General features: G+C 66.9%; 24 protein-coding genes. 13 read left to right on the forward strand and 11 right to left on the reverse strand.

Features of this window, described 5'->3' with window-relative positions; all coding sequences use genetic code 11:
* Nucleotides 1-5 precede the first annotated feature (5 nt).
* Entirely contained in the window at nt 6-1,838 is a 1,833-nt protein-coding gene (locus tag QNO03_RS09385) for an HNH endonuclease (RefSeq protein ID WP_289603084.1), read from the forward strand.
* Between the two features lie 80 nt (nt 1,839-1,918).
* On the opposite strand, the gene QNO03_RS09390 is transcribed toward QNO03_RS09385, so the two are convergent.
* The 4 genes from QNO03_RS09390 to xylA form a co-directional block, all read right to left on the reverse strand.
* Nucleotides 1,919-2,449, reverse strand: a complete 531-nt coding sequence (locus QNO03_RS09390) for a GNAT family N-acetyltransferase (RefSeq protein ID WP_289603085.1) — start codon at nt 2,447-2,449, stop codon at nt 1,919-1,921.
* Nucleotides 2,450-2,977: 528 nt separating this feature from the next.
* Nucleotides 2,978-3,895 (reverse strand): aldose-1-epimerase, encoded by a 918-nt coding sequence (locus tag QNO03_RS09395; RefSeq protein WP_289603086.1) that lies wholly within the window; start codon nt 3,893-3,895, stop codon nt 2,978-2,980.
* Nucleotides 3,896-3,904: 9 nt separating this feature from the next.
* On the reverse strand, nt 3,905-5,326 hold the full coding sequence (locus tag QNO03_RS09400; RefSeq protein ID WP_289603087.1) for an FGGY family carbohydrate kinase: 1,422 nt from the start codon (nt 5,324-5,326) through the stop codon (nt 3,905-3,907).
* 103 nt (nt 5,327-5,429) lie between these two features.
* Nucleotides 5,430-6,617, reverse strand: a complete 1,188-nt coding sequence (xylA, locus tag QNO03_RS09405; RefSeq protein WP_289603088.1) for a xylose isomerase — start codon at nt 6,615-6,617, stop codon at nt 5,430-5,432.
* A 199-nt stretch (nt 6,618-6,816) separates the two neighbouring features.
* Between xylA and QNO03_RS09410 the strand changes: the two genes are divergently transcribed.
* Nucleotides 6,817-7,995 carry an ROK family transcriptional regulator gene (locus QNO03_RS09410; RefSeq protein WP_289603089.1) on the forward strand — a complete coding sequence of 393 codons (1,179 nt, stop codon included), beginning with the start codon at nt 6,817-6,819 and terminating at the stop codon, nt 7,993-7,995.
* Nucleotides 7,996-8,036: 41 nt separating this feature from the next.
* On the opposite strand, the gene QNO03_RS09415 is transcribed toward QNO03_RS09410, so the two are convergent.
* On the reverse strand, nt 8,037-9,167 hold the full coding sequence (locus QNO03_RS09415; RefSeq protein WP_289603090.1) for an NAD(P)/FAD-dependent oxidoreductase: 1,131 nt from the start codon (nt 9,165-9,167) through the stop codon (nt 8,037-8,039).
* Nucleotides 9,168-9,250: 83 nt separating this feature from the next.
* Here QNO03_RS09415 and QNO03_RS09420 point away from each other — a divergent pair, with 83 nt between their 5' ends.
* Nucleotides 9,251-10,288 carry a nucleoside hydrolase gene (locus QNO03_RS09420; RefSeq protein WP_289603091.1) on the forward strand — a complete coding sequence of 346 codons (1,038 nt, stop codon included), beginning with the start codon at nt 9,251-9,253 and terminating at the stop codon, nt 10,286-10,288.
* 55 nt (nt 10,289-10,343) lie between these two features.
* Here the strand turns inward: QNO03_RS09420 and QNO03_RS09425 are convergent, their stop codons facing one another.
* The 4 genes from QNO03_RS09425 to QNO03_RS09440 form a co-directional block, all read right to left on the reverse strand.
* A complete protein-coding gene (locus tag QNO03_RS09425) occupies nt 10,344-11,144 on the reverse strand; it encodes an enoyl-CoA hydratase/isomerase family protein (protein WP_289603092.1) in 801 nt (266 codons plus the stop codon).
* A gap of 70 nt (nt 11,145-11,214) precedes the next feature.
* On the reverse strand, nt 11,215-11,607 hold the full coding sequence (locus QNO03_RS09430; protein ID WP_289603093.1) for a hypothetical protein: 393 nt from the start codon (nt 11,605-11,607) through the stop codon (nt 11,215-11,217).
* Nucleotides 11,608-11,707: 100 nt separating this feature from the next.
* On the reverse strand, nt 11,708-12,277 hold the full coding sequence (locus QNO03_RS09435; protein ID WP_289603094.1) for a class F sortase: 570 nt from the start codon (nt 12,275-12,277) through the stop codon (nt 11,708-11,710).
* A gap of 147 nt (nt 12,278-12,424) precedes the next feature.
* On the reverse strand, nt 12,425-13,210 hold the full coding sequence (locus QNO03_RS09440) for a hypothetical protein (protein WP_289603095.1): 786 nt from the start codon (nt 13,208-13,210) through the stop codon (nt 12,425-12,427).
* 350 nt (nt 13,211-13,560) lie between these two features.
* Between QNO03_RS09440 and QNO03_RS09445 the strand changes: the two genes are divergently transcribed.
* Both QNO03_RS09445 and QNO03_RS09450 read left to right on the forward strand, forming a co-directional pair.
* Nucleotides 13,561-14,184 (forward strand): sigma-70 family RNA polymerase sigma factor, encoded by a 624-nt coding sequence (locus QNO03_RS09445; protein ID WP_289603096.1) that lies wholly within the window; start codon nt 13,561-13,563, stop codon nt 14,182-14,184.
* A complete protein-coding gene (locus QNO03_RS09450) occupies nt 14,181-14,993 on the forward strand; it encodes an anti-sigma factor (protein WP_289603097.1) in 813 nt (270 codons plus the stop codon). The genes QNO03_RS09445 and QNO03_RS09450 overlap by 4 nt, the downstream gene beginning before the upstream one ends.
* Nucleotides 14,994-15,091: 98 nt before the next feature.
* On the opposite strand, the gene QNO03_RS09455 is transcribed toward QNO03_RS09450, so the two are convergent.
* On the reverse strand, nt 15,092-15,397 hold the full coding sequence (locus QNO03_RS09455; RefSeq protein ID WP_229949391.1) for a variant leucine-rich repeat-containing protein: 306 nt from the start codon (nt 15,395-15,397) through the stop codon (nt 15,092-15,094).
* A gap of 295 nt (nt 15,398-15,692) precedes the next feature.
* Between QNO03_RS09455 and QNO03_RS09460 the strand changes: the two genes are divergently transcribed.
* The 7 genes from QNO03_RS09460 to QNO03_RS09490 all read left to right on the forward strand — a co-directional run bounded on the left by QNO03_RS09460 (nt 15,693) and on the right by QNO03_RS09490 (nt 21,006).
* Nucleotides 15,693-16,802, forward strand: coding sequence for a DUF475 domain-containing protein (locus QNO03_RS09460; protein WP_229949388.1), 1,110 nt, complete (start codon nt 15,693-15,695; stop codon nt 16,800-16,802).
* 12 nt (nt 16,803-16,814) lie between these two features.
* On the forward strand, nt 16,815-17,405 hold the full coding sequence (locus QNO03_RS09465) for a TerD family protein (RefSeq protein WP_229949386.1): 591 nt from the start codon (nt 16,815-16,817) through the stop codon (nt 17,403-17,405).
* Between the two features lie 26 nt (nt 17,406-17,431).
* On the forward strand, nt 17,432-18,013 hold the full coding sequence (locus QNO03_RS09470; RefSeq protein WP_229949384.1) for a TerD family protein: 582 nt from the start codon (nt 17,432-17,434) through the stop codon (nt 18,011-18,013).
* Between the two features lie 31 nt (nt 18,014-18,044).
* Nucleotides 18,045-18,626 (forward strand): TerD family protein, encoded by a 582-nt coding sequence (locus tag QNO03_RS09475; protein WP_229949382.1) that lies wholly within the window; start codon nt 18,045-18,047, stop codon nt 18,624-18,626.
* A gap of 87 nt (nt 18,627-18,713) precedes the next feature.
* The gene (locus tag QNO03_RS09480; RefSeq protein WP_289603098.1) at nt 18,714-19,907 is read left to right on the forward strand and encodes a toxic anion resistance protein; all 1,194 of its coding nucleotides are present in this window, start codon (nt 18,714-18,716) and stop codon (nt 19,905-19,907) included.
* Nucleotides 19,908-19,945: 38 nt separating this feature from the next.
* Nucleotides 19,946-20,455 carry a hypothetical protein gene (locus tag QNO03_RS09485; protein ID WP_229949378.1) on the forward strand — a complete coding sequence of 170 codons (510 nt, stop codon included), beginning with the start codon at nt 19,946-19,948 and terminating at the stop codon, nt 20,453-20,455.
* A complete protein-coding gene (locus tag QNO03_RS09490) occupies nt 20,455-21,006 on the forward strand; it encodes a TerD family protein (RefSeq protein ID WP_289603099.1) in 552 nt (183 codons plus the stop codon). The genes QNO03_RS09485 and QNO03_RS09490 overlap by 1 nt, the downstream gene beginning before the upstream one ends.
* Here the strand turns inward: QNO03_RS09490 and QNO03_RS09495 are convergent.
* Nucleotides 21,003-21,356, reverse strand: coding sequence for a hypothetical protein (locus QNO03_RS09495; RefSeq protein ID WP_289603100.1), 354 nt, complete (start codon nt 21,354-21,356; stop codon nt 21,003-21,005). The two genes, QNO03_RS09490 and QNO03_RS09495, sit on opposite strands and share 4 nt — an antisense overlap.
* Here QNO03_RS09495 and QNO03_RS09500 point away from each other — a divergent pair.
* A complete protein-coding gene (locus tag QNO03_RS09500; protein WP_289603101.1) occupies nt 21,340-21,918 on the forward strand; it encodes a hypothetical protein in 579 nt (192 codons plus the stop codon). The genes QNO03_RS09495 and QNO03_RS09500 overlap by 17 nt on opposite strands.
* The last annotated feature ends 4 nt before the right edge of the window (nt 21,919-21,922 follow it).

Consider the following 21,922-nt stretch of genomic DNA (forward strand, 5'->3'; position numbering starts at 1 on the left):
GAGGTATGGATCAGCTCGGGAACACCGAACAGATAACCGAAGAGCAGGATGGCGAAGACCAGCAGCCGGACGGGCAGGCTGGTGACGCAGAGGCGCCCTGCTCGTCGGTCACTCTGGCTGTGTACCGGGCGGAACTCGCGGATGCAGAGACCACAGATGCCGGTGCTTCCAATTCCGAGCCTGCCACTGCCACTGCCACTTCTGAACCTGCCGAACCTGCCGAACCTGCCGAACCTGCCGAACCTGCCGAACCTGCCGAACCTGCCGAACCTGCCGAACCTGCCGACGATGATACGTCCGAACCCGCAGCCAGCCCTTCCACTGCTAACGAGCCTTCCACCGCCGACGGGTACCCGGACGGGTTCACAGGAACGTTGGCGCTACAGAACATTGAAGCCTTCGACGAGAGAACTGTCGGAGACGCTCTAGGACGGGTGGCGCATCTGATTTCCTGGGCGCAGGCGCAGCAGGCCCGGTTGATGAACCGGATGGAGGTGATCTTCCGGGACGGCATCGAGTCGGACTGGGGCAAGGCCGAACCCGGGCTGGTCTTCAGTCTCGCAGCCTCTGAATGCGCGACCATCCTGCACGTTCCGCAGGCCACCGGTCAGCGGATGCTGAGTGAAGCGCGCATCCTATGCAGCACCCATGCCGCCACAATGACTGGTCTGGAAGAGGGACGGTTTAGCTACGCTCACGCCCAGGTGGTGTTGGACCAGTGCGAGAACGTTCCTCCCGTTGCACTGCCGGAATTCGAAGCCGGCCTACTGGCCGCTGCAGCCGGGCAGACCCGGGCGCAGTTCTCGGCGAAGGCCCGGCGACTGCGCGAGAAACAGTACCCGGCGACGATCAGCAAACGGCACCAGTCCGCGTTCGAGCAGCGCAAGGTCACTCTGGACCGGGAAGAGGACGGCATGTCCTGCCTGTCGGCTCATCTACGGGCCGAGGAAGCCCAGCAGATCTACACGACCCTCAGCACGGCGGCTCGGGGAGAGCAAGCGGGCGGAGACCCGAGGACTACGGACCAGCTGCGGGCCGACATTCTGGCGCAACTGTTAATGGGCGGACTCGGGACAATGCACGTTAGCGGCGGTGCGGGTGGAGCCGCCGGGTCTGGCCCGCTGCTGGTCACTGAAGCCGGCGGTGCGGGTGGAGCCGTCAGGCTAGGCCCAACGCGAATCACTAGAAATGGTGGAGCAAGGCGGGCGGGCGGCTCGCCCGGCACAAACGGGACCAGCTGCGACGACATGGGCGCCGTCCCGAGGGCGGAAATCATGGTCCTGATCAGTGCCGAAACACTCTTCGGTGCCGACGATCAGCCGGCCGAACTGCACGGCTACGGACCCATCAGCGCCGAAACCGCCCGAAGGCTGGCCCGCAACGCAGCCGGATGGACCGGTCTGGCGCAGAACCCGCACACCGGAGAAATTCTCGGCGTGGGGCGCCGCAGAAAGGTCCCGGCGGGGCTCCGCCGCTGGCTTCGGGCCCGGGATGGAACCTGCAGGTTCCCCGGGTGCCGGGTCAGCACCGCGAACTCGGACATCGACCACACCACAGACTGGGCCCGCGGCGGTCCCACCGACCATGGGAACCTGGAACATCTATGCCGCCGGCATCACCGGTTCAAGACCCTGGGTTATTGGAAAACCTGCCAACCCACACCAGGGGTGATGGAGTGGACCTCGCCGACCGGCCGGGTCTACCGGACCGAACCCTTCCTGGAACTAGGCCCGCCGGATCCGGCAACGGACCCGCGAACGGAAGATAGGCAGAAGGCAGGCGGGTGGAAGAACCACAAGTGGGAGGAACACGGGCAGGAAGCGGAACCTCCGTTCTGACCATGCACCCTCAGTCGCATCATCCCGGCCCAAGTCCCGTCCCCAGCAACCCGGTAAACCCGGCAGACGCACCCAGCGCGCTAGCCCGGATTCTCCGCAGTGAACAGCTCCAGGATGGTGTTGTAATACCGGTCCGTGCTGCCCTGGGGAACCACACCGATCTTCTCGCAGACCCGCCGCGACGCAGTATTGGCCGGATCGATGACGACCACTACCCGGGGAAGCCCCTGGCCGAAACCATGCTCCAGGACAGCAGCCGCCGCTTCCGCAGCGAAACCCTGCCCCCAGCTCGCGGGATGGAAGTGCCAACCGATTTCAATATCGCCGGAAGGTTGCCTCTCCGGTCCCGACGCCGGAATGGGCTTCAGCAGCAGGGTCCCGGCCAGGTTCCCGGTGTCCCTTTCCTCCACGGCCCACACACCACAGATACCGTCGTCCACGCGACCCCAAGCCTCGATCAGGGCCTGAGCCTCGTCGAGGTTCTTCATAAGCTTCGGAACGGCACCGAGAAAACGCTGGACTTCCATGCGGGAGTACATATCGAGGACAAAATCGGCATCGGCAGACTCATAGGGGCGCAGGGTCAAGCGGGGCGTCTTCAGGGTCTGCATCCGGGAAGTCTACAGCGGAGGGAAGAGCCAGTCAGGGAGCGGCAGGCAACGGCCCGCCCGGCATCTCCTCCGATGGGTCCGGTTCCTTAAGCTCCACGAAAAACACGTGGGTTTCCGTCTCTCCAGTGTTTTCACCGTAGTGCTCCTGGGCGGGAAGCCAACGGACGGCACCGGCGGGCAGTTCCACGTCCATCCCGCCGCCCGGAGCCGAAGTTGGTCCACCCGGCCCCGGTATGAGCCCGGGGCCCGCTCCCGGCAACGGTTCCGGCCCCGGAGCAGGCCCTGGCACTACACCGGGTCCCCCGCCCGAATGCAACCGCCGCCGAAAGGAGCTGGCGGTAAGCATCACACTGTCCGGATGCCGATGCATGACGCTTGTATGGCCGGGAGTGTCGCGGTACTCAAGCACGCGAACGCGATCGTTTTCAAACACCACTTTGTAATGGTCGGGATTGGACTCGACGGGGTCCTGAGTCATACCTCAAAGCGTAGGCTGGTTTCCTACCAGGAAACAGGACAGCCAAGCGGTTAGGCAGCAGCAATCCGGAAGCTCAGCCGGTGCTCCTCGCCGGGAGCCAGCACAATCAGATCTTCCCCGGAGTTGAAGGCATCCGGAGGGCACGTCATCGGTTCGACGGCGACTCCGAGGCGGTCCATCTTCTCCCCTGTGTAAACCTGCAGCCACGGCGCATCCGTACCGTCGGCCGACAGCACGGCACCGAACCCGGTTTCCGGATCGGTGAGCGACACCTGCCATTCGCCGTCGGGCAGGCCGGTGAAGGCATGGTCCGCTGTGCGGGCGCCGATCGGCTCGGGCGCAGAGAAGGAGAGCACGGTGCCCTCGGTATCCCGAAGTTCGCGTAGGTCCAGAGGGCTGCCGGACTGGTCCGGACCGCCGAGAACCTGGGCGGCAGGCACGTCCAGCACGCAGCGGTCCACAGGAATCCGGTCGACGGTCAGGTACGGGTGGGCCGAAACACCGTAGGGTGCCGGGCCGGTGCCCGCGTTCCGGGCAGTAAGCGAAACGCGCAGCCCGGTCTCGGCATCGAGCTCATAAACGGCTTCCAGTTCCAGCTGGAACGGATACCCGGGCTGGCCCATCAGCCGGTGCCGCAGGACCACCCGCTCCGGCGAAGTCTCCGCAACGTCCCAGGCGTCCCAGGCCACCAGCCCGTGCAGTGCCATGCCGGTCTCGGGTTCGTTGACCGGCACCTGGTACTCGGTGCCCTCGAACGTGTAGCGGCCGCCGACAATCCGGTTCGGCCAGGGCATCAACACCTTGCCGGAGAAGGCCTGCGGAATCTCATCTTCGGCGAGCGGCAGCACAACGTCCCGGCCACCGTGGGTCAGTCCGGCGAGCGTGGCCCCCACGGGCAGGATGGTGGCCAGATATTCTCCGGCGGCCAGGGAGACAGGACGCCCGTTGGGCCCGAAGGAAGTTGTCATGGGCCGATCCTATCGGGCAGCCGGAAGCGCTGGACGTCCGGCAGCCTGCCGGTAGCGGTGCAGCACTTCGGGAGTGGGATCGGCCGTCACCACCACGGATTCGCCGTCGCTCCACTCAGGCCACGCGCCGGTGAGGACGGCAGCGGCCTGCCGGGCGGCGCCGTCGGCCACGTACTCCCCCGGACGCGGCACGGTGACGGGAAGTTCGAAGATTGCAGCGATGGCCTGCTGGACCGCTTCGGACCGGGCAGCACCGCCAACCAGGATCACGTGCTGCGCGGTGACTCCTGTGTTCTTCAACGCCGCAAAGCCGTCGGCTAGGGAACACGCCACAGCCTCGACGGCGGCACGGGCCAGGTTGGCGGAGGTGAAGTTCTGCAGGGTCATGCCGTGCAGGGAACCGGTGGCATCCGGCAGGTTGGGGGTGCGTTCGCCCTCGAAGTAGGGCACCATCACCAATCCGCCGGCACCGGCCGGCGCGGAAAGTGCGAGCCTGGTCAGCTCATTCAGGTCCACCCCCAGCAGGGCCGCGGTCGCGTCCAGTACCCGGGAGGCGTTCAGGGTGGCGGTCAGCGGCAGGAAATGGCCGGTGGCGTCGGCAAAACCGGCCACGAGTCCGGTGGCGTCCGACGTCGGGGAGTCGACGACGGCGAACACGGTGCCGGAGGTGCCGATGGAGACCACGACATCCCCCACCCCGGCGGCAACACCAAGTCCGGCAGCGGCGTTGTCCCCTGCACCGGGACCGATCAGCGCGCCGGCTGGAGTGCGGCCGCCCGCTTCGAGCGGGCCGAGCACCCGAGGCAGCTGCGGCACATGGCCGAGCGTTTGTTCCAGGACCTCGGGCAGGTACTCCCCCGTGGATGGGGACCAGTAGCCGGTGCCGGAAGCATCGGACCGGTCGGTGGTCAGTGCCGCCAGCCCCTCCGCGCCGCTGCCGGGGCCGAAGCCGGCCAGACGCCAGCTCAACCAGTCATGCGGCAGGCAGACAGCGGCAGTTCGGGCAGCGTTCTCCGGTTCGTTTTCCGCCAGCCAGCGCAGTTTCGCCGCCGTAATCGAGGCGACCGGAACCGTGCCCGTGGTGTCGGCCCAGTACCGGGCGCCGTCGGGACCGGCGTCGGCGATCAGCTTGTCCGCTGCGGCCGCGGACCGGACATCGTTCCAGAGCAGGGCCGGCCGGATGACGGCGCCGGTCTCATCCAGGCAGACCATGCCGTGCTGCTGCCCGCCCACGGAGACGGCGTCGACGTCGTCCAGTCCCCCGGCAGCCGCGGCGGCTTCTCGAAACGCTGCCCACCACGCTTCCGGGTCGACCTCGGTGCCGGCAGGGTGGCGGGCCGTGCCCTCGCGCAGCAGTGTCCCGGTCTGTGCGTCGCGGATGACGATCTTGCACGACTGGGTGGAACTGTCGACTCCGGCAACGAGCGGCATATCGGGCCTTTCAACGGGTGCTGCCGCCGGCTCTCCCCCGGAAGAGCCGGCAGTGCACGAATCGGTGCTGGTGGTGGCGCTGGGTGTCCCGTGCGCAGGTAGCCTAGCGGGCACCCATCAGGTGTTCCAGCGCCAATTGGTTCAGCTTCACGAAGCCGAAGTCGCGCTCCGCGGCGGCGTCGGCATTGAAGTCCTCAAAGGATGAGGTGTCCGCGAGCAGGTCCGTGACCGATTCGCCTGCGGCCAGCGTGGGCGAAGCCAACTCCTCGATGCCCGCGTACTGCAGTGCTTCCTGCACCTCGGGATCGGCACGGAAGGCCAGGGCACGTTCCTTGAGCAGCAGGTACATGTCCATGTTGGCCTTGGCGGATTCCCACACGCCGGCGTAGCCCTCGGTGCGGGAGGGCTTGTAGTCGAAGTGGCGGGGGCCTTCGTAGCGCGGGCCGCCGTTCGGGAAGCCGTTTTCCAGCAGGTCCACGGTGAAGAAGGCGCTGGTGAGGTCGCCGTGGCCGAAGACCAGGTCCTGGTCGAACTTGATGGACTTCTGCCCGTTGAGGTCGATGTGGAACAGCTTGCCGGACCACAGGGCCTGGGCGATGCCGTGGGTGAAGTTCAGTCCTGCCATCTGCTCGTGCCCGGTCTCCGGGTTCAGGCCGACAATATCGCCGTGCTCAAGCTGGGCAATGAACGCCAGCCCGTGCCCGATGGTGGGCAGGAAAATGTCGCCGCGCGGCTCGTTGGGCTTGGGTTCGATGGCTATGCGCAGCCCGTAGCCCTTGTCCTTGATATAGCCGGCGGCGGTGTCGATACCCTCACGCATCCGGTCGAAGGCGGCGGCGAAGTCCTTGGAGCCGTCGTATTCGCTGCCTTCACGGCCGCCCCACATCACGAAGGTTTCCGCGCCAAGCTCCGCGGCGAGGTCGATGTTGCGCAGGACCTTGCGCAGCGCGAACCGGCGGACCGAGCGGTCATTGGAGGTCAGGCCGCCGTCCTTGAAGACCGGATGGCTGAACAGGTTGGTGGTCACCATGGGTGCCTTCAGGCCGGTTTCGGCCAAGGCATTGGTGAAGTTCTTGAGGATGAGGTCCCGTTCCTGCGCCGTGGCGTCAAAGGGAACGAGGTCATTGTCGTGGAAGGTCACCCCGTAGGCGCCGAGTTCGGCGAGCTTATGCATGCCCTTGATCGGATCCAGGGCCGCGCGGGTGGGAGTGCCGAAGGGGTCCGTTCCGGTCCAGCCGATGGTCCAGAGGCCGAAGGTAAAACGGTCGGAAGGCGATGGCGTCATTGTCATGGGAACTCCAGATCACGAATTAGTTGGAATCAACAACATATTGGTGTGGTGCGAGCGTGTCAATGGTTCTCCGGCCCGACTCCGCGGATCCGCCAGCCTCCACCGCTGGATCAAAGCAGGTTTGTTGCCACCTTCAACTAAACGCGTCCGACGCCGGGTAGGCTGGGGGTAACGAGCTACCGGGAAGGAAACACGAGACGTGGAAAGCGGCATCCTCAGCGCCCCGGCCCCGGCAGGGCGCGGCACCGACAGGTCCACCAGCCTTTCCCGCATCCTGACCCTCCTGCACCGCAGCGGCCCGCTGTCCCGGGCGGACCTGACCCGGCTCACCGGCTACAACCGCTCCACTGTGGGGACGTTGACCGCCGATCTCGCCTCATTGGGGCTGGCCTATGAAACCGATCCCCCTGCCGGACGGGTCGGCCGGCCGAGTCCGCTGGTCCATCCCAACGAGCGGGTCGCCGCCGTGGTGGTCCACCCCGACGTCGACGCCGTGACCGTGGGGTTGGTGGGTCTTGGCGGCCGGGTGCACCGCCGGGTCCGCCATGACACCGTCACCCCGCCGAGCGTGGAGGAAACGGTCAGCATCACCCGTGCCGTGCTGGCGGGGATGGCCCCGGACCTGGCCGCCATGGACCGGATCGCCGGTGTCGGTGTGGCCGTGCCCGGACTGACCCGCACCTCCGACGGACACGTGCTGCTGGCCCCGCACCTGGGCTGGCGGAACGAACCCCTCGCCGCTCCCCTGTCCCAGGCACTGGGCCTGCCTGTCTTCGCCGGCAATGACGCCACGCTGGGGTCGGTGGCGGAAAGCCTCTTCGGTGCCGCCGTTGACACCGGGAATGCCGTCTACCTCAACGGCAGTGCCAGCGGGATCGGCGGCGGAATCATCGTTGCCGGCGCACCGCTGCGCGGAGCGGACGGCTATGCGGGCGAACTCGGCCACACCCTGGTCCGCAGCGGTGGCGAACCCTGCCACTGCGGGCGCCGCGGTTGCCTGGAAACCGAAGTGAACCTTGACCGGCTGCTGGACGTGCTCGGGCTGGACCGGGCCGACCAGGACACGCTCGATGCCGCAATGGAACAGCCGCAGACCGCCGAAGTCCGTGCAGAGGTGGACCGGCAGCTGGACCAGCTTGCGGTGGCACTGACGAACTTCGTGAATATCTTCAACCCCGAAGCCATCGTTTTGGGCGGCTTCCTCGGCACCTTGTTTGCGGCCAACCAGCAGCGCCTGGTCGACGCCGTTGCCGCAGAGTCGATGGCCGGCCTGGGCCAGCGGGTGCAGCTGCGCCGGGCCGCGCTGCGCTCGGAACTGCTGCTGGTTGGTGCCGCTGAGCTGGCTTTCGCTCCGGTGCTGGCTGCGCCGTCGAAATAGCACCGTGGGCTAGGGCTGCCAGCTAGCGGAACACACCCGGTTTAGCGGAAACGCTCCGCCCGGAACGGGTCCAGCACCGGATGCCGGCGGCCCGTCAAGATCTCCCCGGCAACCAGCTCTCCGGCAATCAGACCCAGCGTTGCCCCGGAATGCGTAAAAACGGCCCAGCAGCCGGGCAGTGCGTCCAGTTCACCGAGCACCGGCTCACCATCTCCCGGCACCGGCTTCAGTCCGGGGTGCCAGCTTTGCGGCACCACCTCGGGGTGTCCCGCGAGCACGCGGCTTGCCTCGGCGGCCAGCTCGGCCGGCACCTCCGGGTCCACGTCCCAGCCGCCGTCCCCGCGGCGCTGCACCCGGTCCAGATACCAGGTGGAATCCATCGCCAGCCGCCCGCCGGGATGGGGGCGCAGCGAAATCCGCGGGGTGTTCAGCACTGCCCGCAGCCCGTGCTCCACGGGTTCGCTGATCACCAGCATCGCCGGATCCGACGCGTCGGGCAGGTCGATGCCGGCCGCGGCGAGGACGGCCGGGGTGCCTGCCCCGCAGGCGACGACGACGGCGTCGGCGGCGTATTCCTCCCCGCCGGCGGTGCGCAGCCCGCGTGCCCGCACGCCGTCGTCGTCGGCTCCGCGGGTCACCGTGCATAGCCCGGCGTGCTCAATCAGGGTGCCGCCGCGCAGCGTGAATTCCTCGGCCAGGTGACGGACCAGGTGCGGCAGGGACACCCAGCCTTCGCCCGGGTTGGCCAGCACCCGGTGCGGCAGCACTCCAGGGTCAACGCCGGGCACGAAACCCGGCACGTCCTCGCGCTCCAGCATCCGGGCGTCGTAGCCCTGCCGGGACTGGGCATTGTGCCGTTCAACGACGGTGAACGGGTCATCGTCCCAGTACAGGCCTCCGTCGAAGGCGAGCCAGTCGATGCCGGGGTGCTGCGCCAGCAGGGTGCGGTAGCGGTCGATGCCGGACATCCGCAGCCGGTAATAGTCCTCGCCGTAGCCGCCGCCCGCGTTCAGCCAGGACAGCGAGCGCCCGGACGCCCCGCTGTCCACCTCCGCTTCCGTCACCAGCAGTACGTCCGCCCCGCCGCGCAGCAGCTGGACCGCGGTGGACAGTCCCAGGACCCCGCCGCCCAGGACGGCAACACTGGCGGGAGGGAGCGGCGCCTGTGACATGGATTGTCCCCTTCATGAAGAATGGCAGTGTTCTTTGATTACCTTCCCCGGTAATCCCCCGCAGTTCAACGAAAGACGGCGCCATGCCTTCCTCCCCTGATTCCGTGCACCGCATTCCCGTAATTGCCGACGTCGATACCGGTGTGGATGATGCCATGGCCCTGACCTTCCTGGCGCGCAGCCCGCGCATCGATCTGCGGGCGGTGACCTGCGTGGCCGGGAACACCGACGTCGACCAGGTGCTGCGCAATACCCTGGACGTGCTGGACCTTGCCGGGCGCCCGGATGTTCCCGTGGCGCGCGGGGCGGAGCGGCCGCTGGTCAATGAAGCCCTCAACGCCCACGCGTTCCATGGTGCCAACGGGATCGGCGGGCTGCAGCTGCCGGCCAGCAGCACGCCGGCTTCGCCGCTGGCCGCCGTCGAACTGCTGCACCGGACCATCGAAGACTCTGCCGAACCGGTGACCCTGCTGGGAATCGGCCCGTTGACCAATCTGGCGGTGTTCCTGCGCGCTTACCCGCTGACCGCCCGGAAACTGGAACGGATTGTGTTTATGGGCGGATCGGCCGGGATCGGCAACGCCACGTCACACGCCGAGTTCAATGCGTGGCACGACCCGGAGGCGCTGGCCGTGGTCCTGGACAGCGGCGTGCCGGTGACCATGTACGGGCTGGACGTCTTTATGCTGGCGACCTTGGACGCCCCGCAGTACCTGTCACTGGAAGCCTCCACCGATCCGGGTGCCCGGCTGGTGGGATCGCTGCTGGCCTCGGGCGCACGGACGCGGGCCGTGGCCGGCATCCTGGGCGAAGAGCCCGTCGTCACAGTGACCGCCAACGACGGCACACTGCCGCCGGTCACGATTGGCGACGCCGGTGCCGCCTGCCTGATCGCCGCCCCGGAGACCGTGGTGCTGGAGGATTATCCGGTCCGCGTGGAGCTGGCCGGCCACAGCCGTGGGCAGACCCTGGTGGACCGGCGGCTGATACCCGGCGAGGACACCGTGCACGGCCTGCTGGCTCCGGCGCCGGTCGTATCGGTGGCCATGGCCCTGGACCACGCCGCCATGGTCCGCACCTTCCTTGACACAGTGGCGCCCGGGGAGGTTTTTTCTAGCTGAATCTGTGTCCGGTGTTCCGGCCGGGGGATCTCACCCGGGCGGGGCGGACACGGCGTCAGCGCTCTTCGCTGCCGCTGGCGTTCTCCCTACCGTCGAGGAAGGCCTGCATCCGGTCGAACTTGGCGTCCGATTCAAAGAGGATGCCCTGGGCCAGGTTGTCGATCAGCGGATGCGCGCCACGCGGGGCAGTGAAGGCCGCCTTGGTCAGCCGGAGGGCCAGCGGGTCCAACGCCGTGATGCGGTCCGCGAGCGCATGGGCGGCAGGAAGCAGGCCGGCGGGGTCATGAAGCTCGGTGACCAGCCGGACAGCCAGCGCTTCCTCCCCGGTCAGGATCCGTCCGGCGAGCAGCATTTCCTTGGCCAGCGGTTCCCCCACCAGTTCCTTCAACCGCCAGGTGGCGCCGGCTGCGGCCATGATGCCCAGTCCCGCTTCCGGCTGGCCGATTTTCAGCCGTGGCGTGCCGATCCGGAAGTCCGCGGCGTAGGCCAGTTCCGCTCCGCCGCCCAGCGCGTATCCGTCCAGGGCGGCGATCACCGGCAGCGGCAGGGAGGCGATCCGGGAGAAAACACCGGAGTTGATTCCGGCCAGGGCGTCATCGCGGCGCCGTTCCCGCAGTTCCTTGATGTCCGCCCCGGAGGCGAAGACCCCTTTTCCGCCGACCTCGGTGCCGGAGAGAATCAGGACCCGCGGCTGCCGTTCCAGCACGCTGCAGACCTGGTGCAGTTCTTCCACCATGGCCGAGTTAATGGCGTTGCGGACCTCTGGCCGGTGGAGCTGGACCTGGACCCGGTCCGCGCCTTCGGTTACCCGGAGCGTGGTGAATCCTTCGAATGCCGGGGTCGGGGAGTGCGTCACGTGCGCCTATCCTTTCGTTCCTCCCGGCCTCCTTGCCGACAGTCGAGTCCAGTATTACGCAGGCACGGGATTATGCAGGCACGGGCGAGAACCGCGTTCCGGCTCCCCCGGTCCCGGTGGCCACCGTGTCCACGGTGGTGTCCACTGTGCTCTCCGCCGTTCCGCCGCGTCCGACGGCGTACGCCGCGAGTCCCAGGACCAGCAGAAGGACAAGCACCGACACCAGGATGATCGTCCTGCGGGTACGCACTTCGGGCGTATCCCGGGCGGCGGGGCGTGGGGCTCCCGGGGAAGCAACGGGCTGCGACGGGATAAAGCCCGCCGTCGGGGCGACCACGGGCGGATCGAAGACCGACGTTGCCGGAACCGGAACGTACAGAGCTGCCGACTGCGGAGCGCGGCAGGCGGGACAGATTTCCGACGGCGGCAGCAGTTCAGCGCCGCAGGACAGGCAGTGTTTCATGTCTTCTCCCAGGATGGTTCCGCAAGCGCCCGGAAGTAAGGACATGATGGTCCCCCCGAGCCAACAATGACATATCGCCCCAGACCCTAACACGCGGTACTCAGGGAGCCAGCGACGCATACACGACATAGTTGTCGTCGAAGGTCCCGGTGCCAGCGTCAAAACCGTCGCAGGTGATCAGCCGCAGTTCCGCATCCTCGGTGTTTCCGTAGACCTCCAGGGTGGGAAAGCTTTCCTTCCCGTACTGCTCTCCCCGGTCAACGGTGAAAACCGCGGTGGTCCCGTCTTCCCGGGCAATTTCGATCCGGTCGCCGGGTTTCAGGCTCCGCAGGTTGGCAAACACTCCCGCACCGCCGCCGGTAGCGTTGACGTGGCCCAGCAGCACGGCTGGACCGCGTTCGCCGGGGGTGGGTGATCCCGTGTACCAGCTGGCCGGTGAGCCGGGCGGAACGGGCGGGACCTCAAGGGCGCCGTCTTCCCGCAGCCCAAGGTGCAGGAGTGTGGAGTCGACGCCGGCGGACGGGATGGTCAGCGAGACCGGTTTCGAAGCGGTCAGGACCGGGGGTTGGCCGGCAGCAGCCTGCGGCTGGCCGGAGGGCGGACCCGACAGTTCGCCCGGATGGCCCGGTTCGCCCGGAGATCCGCCCGGAACGGCGGAGGAAGTAGCCATAGAGTTGCTGGCCTGTCCCCCTCCTTCCGGTGAGGAGGTGCCGGTACACCCGGTGAACAGAAGAAGCGCGGCCGCCGCGCCGGTCATAAGACCTGCGCGGCGGCCGTGTCGCGATGCAATCATGGGGATCGGAGCCTCAGCTGGGAACTAGGCGCGGGCGCGGCGGCGGAAGGCCATAACCGCTCCGGCCAGGGTCAGTGCACCGGCACCGGCCACGGCGATGACTGTCGTGGTGCCGGTGGCAGTGCCGTTGTCCGCTGCGGTTTCCACTCCGGTATCTGCTCCGCCTTCAGGCATTGCCGCCATCTGCGAACCGGCAAGGGTGCCGCAGGCTGCGGGCAGGGTTGCCGCGGCAGGCAGCGACGGGTCAAGATCGGACATCTTCTCGGCTGCGGCGGCGGGCATCAGCGCCGGGTCCACACCGTGGACTACCACTACGGCGGATCCGTCCTTCAGCGACGCCGCAGTCTCCGGAGTCAGGTCGAAGGTGCGCTCGTAGGTGTAGGCGGATCCACCCGGGAAGCGCTCCACGGCCAGTGCGGAGTCGGCACTGGTGTCCCCCTCAGTGGTGAGGGAGTTGCCGATGTGGCCGTAGAAGGGGTGCCCCTCGGTGGTGTTCACAACGCCGTCGCCGTCGGTATCCGCGTCGGGTCCGGGGCAGACGCCCTGGGCGGCGATGTGGATGTGCTGGGCGTGCGGGAACGGACCGTCCATAAACGTCTCTGCAGCACCGGCGACGTTGACCGTCACCTTGGCCTCCATGCCGTGCACTTCCACCATGGCCTGGCCGGTGGTGCCGGAGTTGTTCATGGTGTTCAGCGTTGCCTGGCTCGACCAGGAGTCTTCGCCGTGTGCCATCGCGGGGGCCGTCGACAGGGCCATCGCGCCCAGGGCCAGGGTGGGGACAGCAAGCAGGCGCATCTTCTTGTTCATGATCGTTCCTTCGTCGTGTCGGTGTGCACATCGAGGTGCTGTGCATCGGTGGTTAGACACAGAAGGTTCGGAGCAGATCCGCGCTTGGATGGGTGCAAAGGAAAAATACTTTTACCCCCGCCCACCCGTCCGTTGGCTCCCCGGTTCCGAATACAGGGTATGGAACAACTTTTCCGGCAGCGCAGCATCCCCCGGCAGCTACTGGCCTGCCGGCCGGCACACCGCAGGAGTATCCGGCAGGGAGGCGGGTCGCCGATTGGCTGGTGAGTATGGCAGTGTTCTCAGCGAAGATATCCCCGCCCGTTACCGCGGCGGGGCGACGTCGCCGAAGGGATCACCTGTGGGAGCCCATGACTGACCCCGGTACCGGCGGAACGGACTTCTCCGACCCGCATGCGGCCGCGGCACGGGACACCGCGGACAACGGCGGCTCCGGGCTCGCGGCTCTGCTCCGGCGCTGCGGTGAGGGCGACGAAGCAAGTTTTGCGGCCCTTTATGATGCCACTTCGTCCAAGGTCTACGGGCTGGCGGTGCGGGTGACCCGTTCCCCGGAGATCGCGGCCGAAGTTGTCCAGGAGGTCTATCTGATGGCCTGGCAGCAGTCGGCCCGCTTCGACGCAAGCCGGGGAACAGTGCTGGGATGGTTATGCACCCTGGCCCACCGCCGGGCGGTGGACCGGGTTCGCCAGGTGGCGCGGGAACGGGACCGGGAACAGACCTATGAGGACCAGCGGGCGGAAACTCCGACGGACCAGACGTGGCAGGAAGTGGAACAGAGCATGAACACCCATGAGGTGCGGAACGGGCTGGGCAGCCTCACCCCGCTCCAGCGCGAGGCCGTGGCCATGGCCTATTACCAGGGTTATACGCACCAGGAGGTTGCGGTGCGCCTCGATGTTCCGCTCGGCACCGCCAAAGCCAGGATCCGGGACGGATTGAAGAACCTGCGGTCAGCATTGGGGGGACAGGCATGAGCCATCACAGCAAAGGCGTTGACGCCGGGGATTTCCATGAGCTGGCACCGCTGTATGCCGTCGATGCACTGGAACCGGCCGAGCGCGCCGAATTCGAGCAGCATCTGGCCGACTGCCTGCCGTGCCAGGCCGAGCTTGCCGGCTACGCCGAGGTCACCGCGCATCTTGCCGCCGGTTCCGCCCAGACTCCCCCGCCTGAACTGCGCGCCTCCGTGCTGGACAGCATCCACGGCACCCGGCCGCTGCCTGCATCTGATCCCCAGGCGGGCAGCGCGTCTGGTACCGGTACGGCTACCGACGCCGAGACCGGCCCGGCCGGCGTCGTCGTCTCGCTCGAGGAACGACGACGGCGGCGCACCCGCCGCCTGCTGACCGCCGCTGCAGCCGCAGTCCTGCTTCCGGGTATCGCCGTGGGCGGCTGGAGCCTGGGAGTCCAGTCGGAGCAGCGGCAGCAGGCGGAGGTGGCAGCCCGGCAGCAGGAGCAGGAGAACCGGCTGCTCAGCGCCCCGGACCTCGCCACGCACCAGGTGGAAGTCAACGGACAAACCGCCACCCTCGTGGTGTCCCGTGAGCAGGATGAGGCGCTGTTCGTTGCGGACGGCCTTCCGGATCCCGGAGAAGGACGGGAGTACCAGTTGTGGCTGCTTGAGGCCGACACGCCCATTCCGGATCAGCACTTTTCCGGCGGCGACGTCAGCGTTTGGCTCAGCGGCGACCTCGACAAGGCCGGCGCCGTGGCCCTGACCGTGGAACCTGCGGGCGGATCCACGGCCCCCACTTTCCCGATAGTGGCCGTCGCGGAGATCTAGCCTCGGGCACCCCCAAAACCCGGGACGGCAACCACCGCTTAAAGACAGCATCCCGCCGCACAGTCACTGTGCGGCGGGATGTTGGATCTGCGGGCAGGCTACGCGCCGCGGCGGGCCAGGGCCTCGTTCACGCCGGCGTCGCCCAGCGCACCGAGCCAGGAAAGCAGTTCCGGGCCGGCAGCCGGGTTGGCGGCGACCGCGGGGCGGGCCAGCGGATAGTCGGTAGCCAGTTCCTGCAGCCGGAGGGGATCAGTGCCCGGATCCTCGGCCTGGGCAAGGATGGCGACCTCGGCCGGATCCACCTCGGCGGGCGGAGCGGCAGACGCGCCGCCGTTGACGATGTCGGCCGCCGGAATGTTCATGACCGGTTCCGGATTCGTGTTTTCATACACTTCGTCCTGCATGCAGTCCTCCTTCAAAGGGGTGCCCGGGTAAGTAGGCTTTCCTTATTGTTTCAGACCACCAGGCCCGCCTCCCAATCATGGAGGCCGCTGGGCCGCCGTAGTTCACCACCGCTCTGGTGCCCTGAACTGCCCTGGGGCTACCCTCTCCGCGAACAGCGCCGCCGGTAGTTGCCCGTGGCATCCGGGGTGCGACATACTGAAGCCTAAATCGTTTCGGATGTACCCATCCCCTACTTGGTTTTTGCCATACTCCGGCCACCGGCTGCGCGCAGGAACTGAAGGAGCTGCAAGCAGAGTGTTCTTCAAAACTTTCGGTTGGTCGTTTGTCATCACGGCCGCTGCGCTGGTCACGGCGTTCTTCTATGGCGGAGTAGAGGCACTTATCCTCTGCGCCATCCTGGGCGTCCTGGAAATCAGCCTGAGCTTCGACAATGCCGTGGTCAACGCGCGCATCCTCGAAAAGATGAGCCCCTTCTGGCAGAAGATGTTCCTCACCGTGGGCATCCTGATTGCCGTCGTCGGTATGCGCATCGTCTTCCCGCTGGTCATCGTGGGCGTCACTGCCAGCATCAACCCGATTGAAGCCCTGCAGCTGGCCCTCGAAAAGGGCGATCCGGATGAGCCCGGCAGCTACGGTTACCTCCTGCATGAAGCCCACCCGCAGATTGCCGCCTTCGGCGGCCTGTTCCTGCTGATGCTTTTCCTGGACTTCATGTTCGAAGACCGCGACATCCGCTGGCTGCGCTGGCTGGAAACCCCGATGAACAAGATCGGCAAGGTCACCGGTGCGTCCCTGATCGTCGGCCTCGGCGCCCTGCTGGCCGCCGGTTCGCTCGCGGATCCCGAGCACACCACCGATGTCTTCGTCGCCGGTGCCGCCGGCCTGATCACCTACCTTCTGGTCACCGGCCTGGGTGACATGTTCGACGTCGACGGCGACGGGGACTTCGATGCCGACGACGTCGAGGCACTCGCCCCGAAGTCCGGCAACGGCGCCCTGGTAAAGGCCACCGGCAAGGCGGCGTTTATGCTCTTCCTCTACCTGGAAGTCATTGACGCATCCTTCTCCTTCGACGGCGTCATCGGCGCCTTCGCCATCACCTCCGACCCGATCATCATTGCCCTGGGCCTTGGCCTGATCGGTGCGATCTTCGTCCGTTCCCTGACCGTCTTCCTCGTGAAGCAGGGAACCTTGGACGAGTTCGTTTACCTGGACCACGGTGCCCACTGGGCCATCGGTGCCCTGGCGACCATCCTGCTGCTCACCATCGAAATCGAGATCAACGAGGTCTTCACCGGCCTCATCGGCGTCGTCTTCATCCTCGCCGCCCTGACCTCCTCGATCGTGCGTAACAAGCGTGCCGCAAAGTCCGGCGCTGCCAAAGAATCTGTTTACACAAACTAACGAGGGAGAATCATGGGCCTGAGCCTGCAGAAAGGTCAGTCGCTTTCACTGACGAAGAAGGACGGCGGCGCACTGAGCAAGACGCGTCTGGGACTGGGCTGGGATTCCGCTGCCCCGGTCAAGCGCGGTCTGTTCGGCGGAAAGAAAGCCGCCGAAGTGGACCTCGATGCCTCGGCCATTTTCTTCGATGCGAACGGCAACGCTGTTGACCAGGTCTGGTACGGCCAGCTCGCCAGCAAGGACGGCTCCGCCAAGCACACCGGCGACAACCTCACCGGTGCCGGCGAAGGCGATGACGAGGTCATCCTCGTTGACCTGTCAGCTGTTTCCCCCGCCGTGCAGAACATCGTGTTCGTCATCTCCAGCTACAGCCGGCAGACCTTCGACCAGGTGCAGAACGCCTTCTGCCGCCTCGTCGATGACTCCACGCCGGGCAGCCCCGAGATTGCCCGCTACCAGCTGACCGACGCCGGCACGCACACTGCCATGGTGATGGCCAAGGTCGGCCGGGAAGGGTCCGGCTGGAGCTTCAAGGCACTGGGCGAACGCGCCCAGGGCCGCACCGTCATGGACCTGATCCCCACGGCAGCCCGCTCGCTCTAACCACCCCCGTCCGTAAGGAGCGCACCTTGTCCAGCCTGACGCTTAGTAAAGGCAGCAACCTTTCCCTGACCAAGGCCGATCCAGGCCTGGAACGGGCCGTGATCGGCCTGGGCTGGGATCCGCGCACCACCAGCGGAGATCCGTTCGACCTGGACGCCTCCGCACTGCTGCTCGGCGCCAACGGCAAGGTGCGCTCCCAGGACGATTTCATTTTCTACAACCAGCTGTCCGCCAAGGACGGCTCGGTGGTCCACCTGGGCGATAACCGCACCGGCCTGGGCGACGGCGACGACGAGCAGATCCTGATTGACCTCAGCATCCTGACCGACGACGTCGACCGCGTGGTCATTGTGGTTTCCATCGACCAGGCGGACGCCCGGCACCAGAACTTCGGCCAGGTGCGCGATGCCTACTGCCGGGTGGTCAACCAGGACACCGACACTGAGGTGGTCCGCTACGACCTCAGCGAGGATGCTGCTGCAGAAACATGCATGATCTTTGCCGAGATTTACCGCAACCGCGGTGAGTGGAAGTTCCGTGCTATCGGCCAGGGCTACGCGTCCGGGCTGTACGGGGTTGCCACCGACTTCGGCATCGCCCTCGACTAATCATCCCTTCGTCTACAAGGAGCTGAACACCATGGCAGGTCTGACCCTCACCAAGGGCAACAACCTTTCACTGACCAAGACCGATCCCGGACTGCAGAAGGCCGTCGTCGGCCTGGGCTGGGACCCGCGCACCACCACGGGCGATCCCTTCGACCTGGATGCGTCGGCACTGATGATCGCAGCCAACGGCAAGGTGCGGTCCTCGGATGACTTCATCTTCTACAACCAGCCCGCAGCCAAGGACGGCTCCGTCACCCACCTGGGCGACAACCGTTCGGGCGCCGGCGAAGGCGACGACGAGCAGATCCTGCTCGACCTGACGCAGATGGCGGCCGACGTCGACCGTGTGGTCATTGTGGTTTCCATCGATCAGGCCGAGGTCCGGAACCAGAACTTCGGCCAGGTCCGCGGGGCGTACTGCCGCGTGATCAACCAGGAGAACGACAGCGAAATTGTCCGATTCGACCTCAGCGAAGACGCTGCGCCGGAAACGTCCATGATTTTCGCCGAGGTTTACCGCAACAACGGCGAATGGAAGTTCAAGGCCGTTGGCCAGGGTTACGCCACCGGCCTGGCCGGCATCGCCACCGATTTCGGCGTGCAGCTGAGCTAAGCTCGGCTTTCAGTTACACCCTGCGGGGAGTGTTCCGCAGGCCGGGACACTCCCCGCATCCGTAGACACCGAAGAAAAGGCTGGACCATGACCACACCGTTGACTCCCCCGGACGCCACCGAAGCCGCCCTGGTGCTGAAGGCTCCGGAACCGCCCGCTCCGGTTGCACCCGAGAGCGCCCCGGGCATGGTCCCGGTGCCGGAGGAACGCCGCGTCGAAATCGCCGCGCAGGCGAAGTCCTTCATGGAGGAAGTGTCCAAGCTGGATGCGCGCAGCCCGGAATTCACCGCACAGGTGGATTCCATCAACAAGCTGGCCGGCGCGGAAATGGTGCAGTCCGCCGGCTACTCCTCCCGCCTGCTGGAGCGTTCCTCCACCTCCGTCGCCGGGGCAAAGAAGTCCGGCAACGATGCGCAGAAGAAGGTCGCCGTCACTCTGGGCGACCTGCGCACCACCGTCGAGGACCTGACCCCCAACCAGGCGAACCTGGGCACAGGACGCAAGATCCTGGGCTTCATCCCGGGAGGCAACAAGCTCGCCAAGTACTTCCAGAAGTATGAGTCGGCGCAGGTCCAGCTGGACAAGATCATCAAGGCCCTGATGTCCGGCCAGGACGAGCTGCTCAAGGACAACGCCTCCCTCGCCGGGGAAAAGGTGGAGCTGTGGAAGACCATGCAGACCCTCAGCGAATACTCCGTGCTCGCCGAGTCGCTGGATGCGGCGGCCGTGCAGAAGGTGAACGAGCTCAAGAATTCCGGGCAGATTGAGCAGGCCAACGCCCTTGAAGCGGACGTCCTCTTCCCCATCCGCCAGCGCCGCCAGGACATCCTCACCCAGCTGGCCGTCTCCGTGCAGGGCTACCTGGCCATGGACCTGATCCGCAAGAACAACGTGGAACTGATCAAGGGCGTGGAACGCGCGCGCACCACCACCATTTCCGCCCTGCGCACCGCCGTGATCGTGGCCGGTGCCCTGGCGAACCAGAAGATGGTGCTGGACCAGATCGACGCGGTGAACACCACCACGAACAACATGATCCTGAGCACCAGTGAAATGCTCAAGGACCAGACCGCCCGCATCCACCAGCAGGCCTCCACCTCCGGCGTGAGCGTGGAAACCCTGCAGAAGGCGTTCGACAACGTGTACCAGACCATGGACGCTATCGACACGTTCCGGTCCGAGGCTGCCCGCAACATGGAGGGGACCGTGAAGTCCCTGGAGTCCACCATCACGCAGGCCAAGCCCTACCTGGAACGCTCCCGCCAGAGCGAGTCCCGCTAGATGCAGGACAGGGCAGCTCCGATGCCGAGGACACGGCCGTGGTGAAGTTCTTCGGTTCGCTCTTCGGCTCGCCGGAACCCGAACCGGCATCGGGGCTGCCCCCTGCCGCGCCGGCGTCGGGCCCCGACGCCGAACACCGGGAGACCGCCGATTCGCTGCGGAACCTGCGCATCGCCGTCCGGCGGGCCGGTGCCGCGCTGCCGACGCTGGTGTCCTCCATGGTCCGGCAGATCGACGACATCCTGGTGCCGCTGGTCCAGTACGTCGGCGCCCAGGGTGCCTCCACCGAGCAGCGGGTGCTGCTCAACGCCATCATTACCAATTACCTCCCCACTCCCCTGCGGGCCTACGTGGCCCTGAACGACCGGGAGCGGACCGACGATTCCGAGGCCACCAGATTGCTCGTTGAACAGCTGACCATCCTGGAAGGCATTGCCCGGGACCTGGAAAACCAGGTCCGCTCCGGCGCCATTGCCGAACTGTCCACCCACGGGCGGTTCCTTGATGACAAGTTCTCCCCCTCTTCCCTGACCTTCGGGGAGCGCTGATGGGCACCCTGGTGGCCGGCGCCAACGCCGCCCTGACCGCGGAAAACCCGGGCCTGACGTCCGTGCTGGTGGGACTGGGATGGGACGTGATCCCCAGCCGCGGCCCCGCAGCCGAACTGGTTCCGCTCACGCTGCTGTTGGGCGCGGACGGCCGGGTGCTTTCGGACGCGCATCTGGTGTTCTTCAACCAGATCGCCAGCCCGGATGCCTCCGTGCACTTTGCCGGCGAGGAGGACGAGGAACAGATCGACGTCGACCTCTCCCGGGTCCCCGACAACGTCACGAAGATTGTCTTCGCCGTGTACGCCGACCCCGAGATGCGCGGCCCCGGCAACTTCGCCGCCGTCCGCAGCGCCTACATCCGGGTGGCCCGGGCCAACGGCTCGGAGCTGGTCCGCTTTGACCTGCCCGCAGCCAACCGTGACGCCATCACGGCCATGATGTTCGGCGAGCTGTACCGCCACCGCAGCGACTGGAAGTTCCGTGCCCTGGGCCAGGGCTACACCACCGGGCTGCGCGGACTCGCCAGCGACTTCGGATTCGATCTCTAGGCGATGGCGGTTAACCGTTCCTCGGATGTGCGTACCGACCTGCCTTTCCTGAGCCGGCGGGTCAAGCCGCGCGCTGCCGCGCCTGCTTCCGCCCCTGCGGCTCCTGCTTCGACCCCCGCGCCGGCCACACCGCCGCAGGCAACGCCCCCACGCACGTCGCCGCGGCCAACGACGCCGGCTCCCCCCGCTTCAGCGCCGGGGTCCCTCACGCTGTCCTCACCAACCCGTCCTGCGCCGCCGGCACCGCCGTCGCCGTCGCTCTCCCTTGGCCTGTCGCCCAACGCCGAGGCCGCCTCCACCCGCTCCGCGTCGCGGCCGGCGTCGGCGGCGTCCGTGCCGTCGTCGGTCACGCCGTCGGCACCCGCCCGTACCGTTCCCGCGCCGCTGCATACCCGCCTGTTCCCGGCCCCGGGCATCCGTGACGTGCGCATGCTGGACCGGAACAATCCCGTGCTGCGCCTGACGCCGATGGAATCCGCCGTGGGCAGCCTCGCCATCAGCGGAACCATCCACGCGGTCTGGGAGGACCGGAAATACACAACCGGCGGCATGCCTGCCGGTCCGCTGGACCGCGGCACCCTGGAGGGCACGGTCGTCGACACTCCGGGCAACCGGCCGCTGGTGGGCTATGAAGACGATCTGGCGCTGATTCCCCTGCGCCATGCCGGGCTGCTGCGCCGCGCCCTGTTCTTCCCTCAGCCCAAGCAGACCATGACCGTGGGCATCTACAACGGCCAGTCCGTCACCATTCCGCCCAAGGCCGGGGAACGCACCTTCTATGTCCTGTCCGTGCTGCGGATCGGCGAGGTGCTGGAACTGCGCGCCGAAATCATGCCCTACGGGATGGAACTCAAGGCCATCTGGGAGGCCTTCGGCTTCACCATTACCTCCTTCCCCGGCAGGAACCGCTGAGCCC

This window comes from Arthrobacter sp. zg-Y877 (assembly GCF_030373105.1).
Taxonomy (GTDB): Bacteria; Actinomycetota; Actinomycetes; order Actinomycetales; family Micrococcaceae; genus Arthrobacter_B.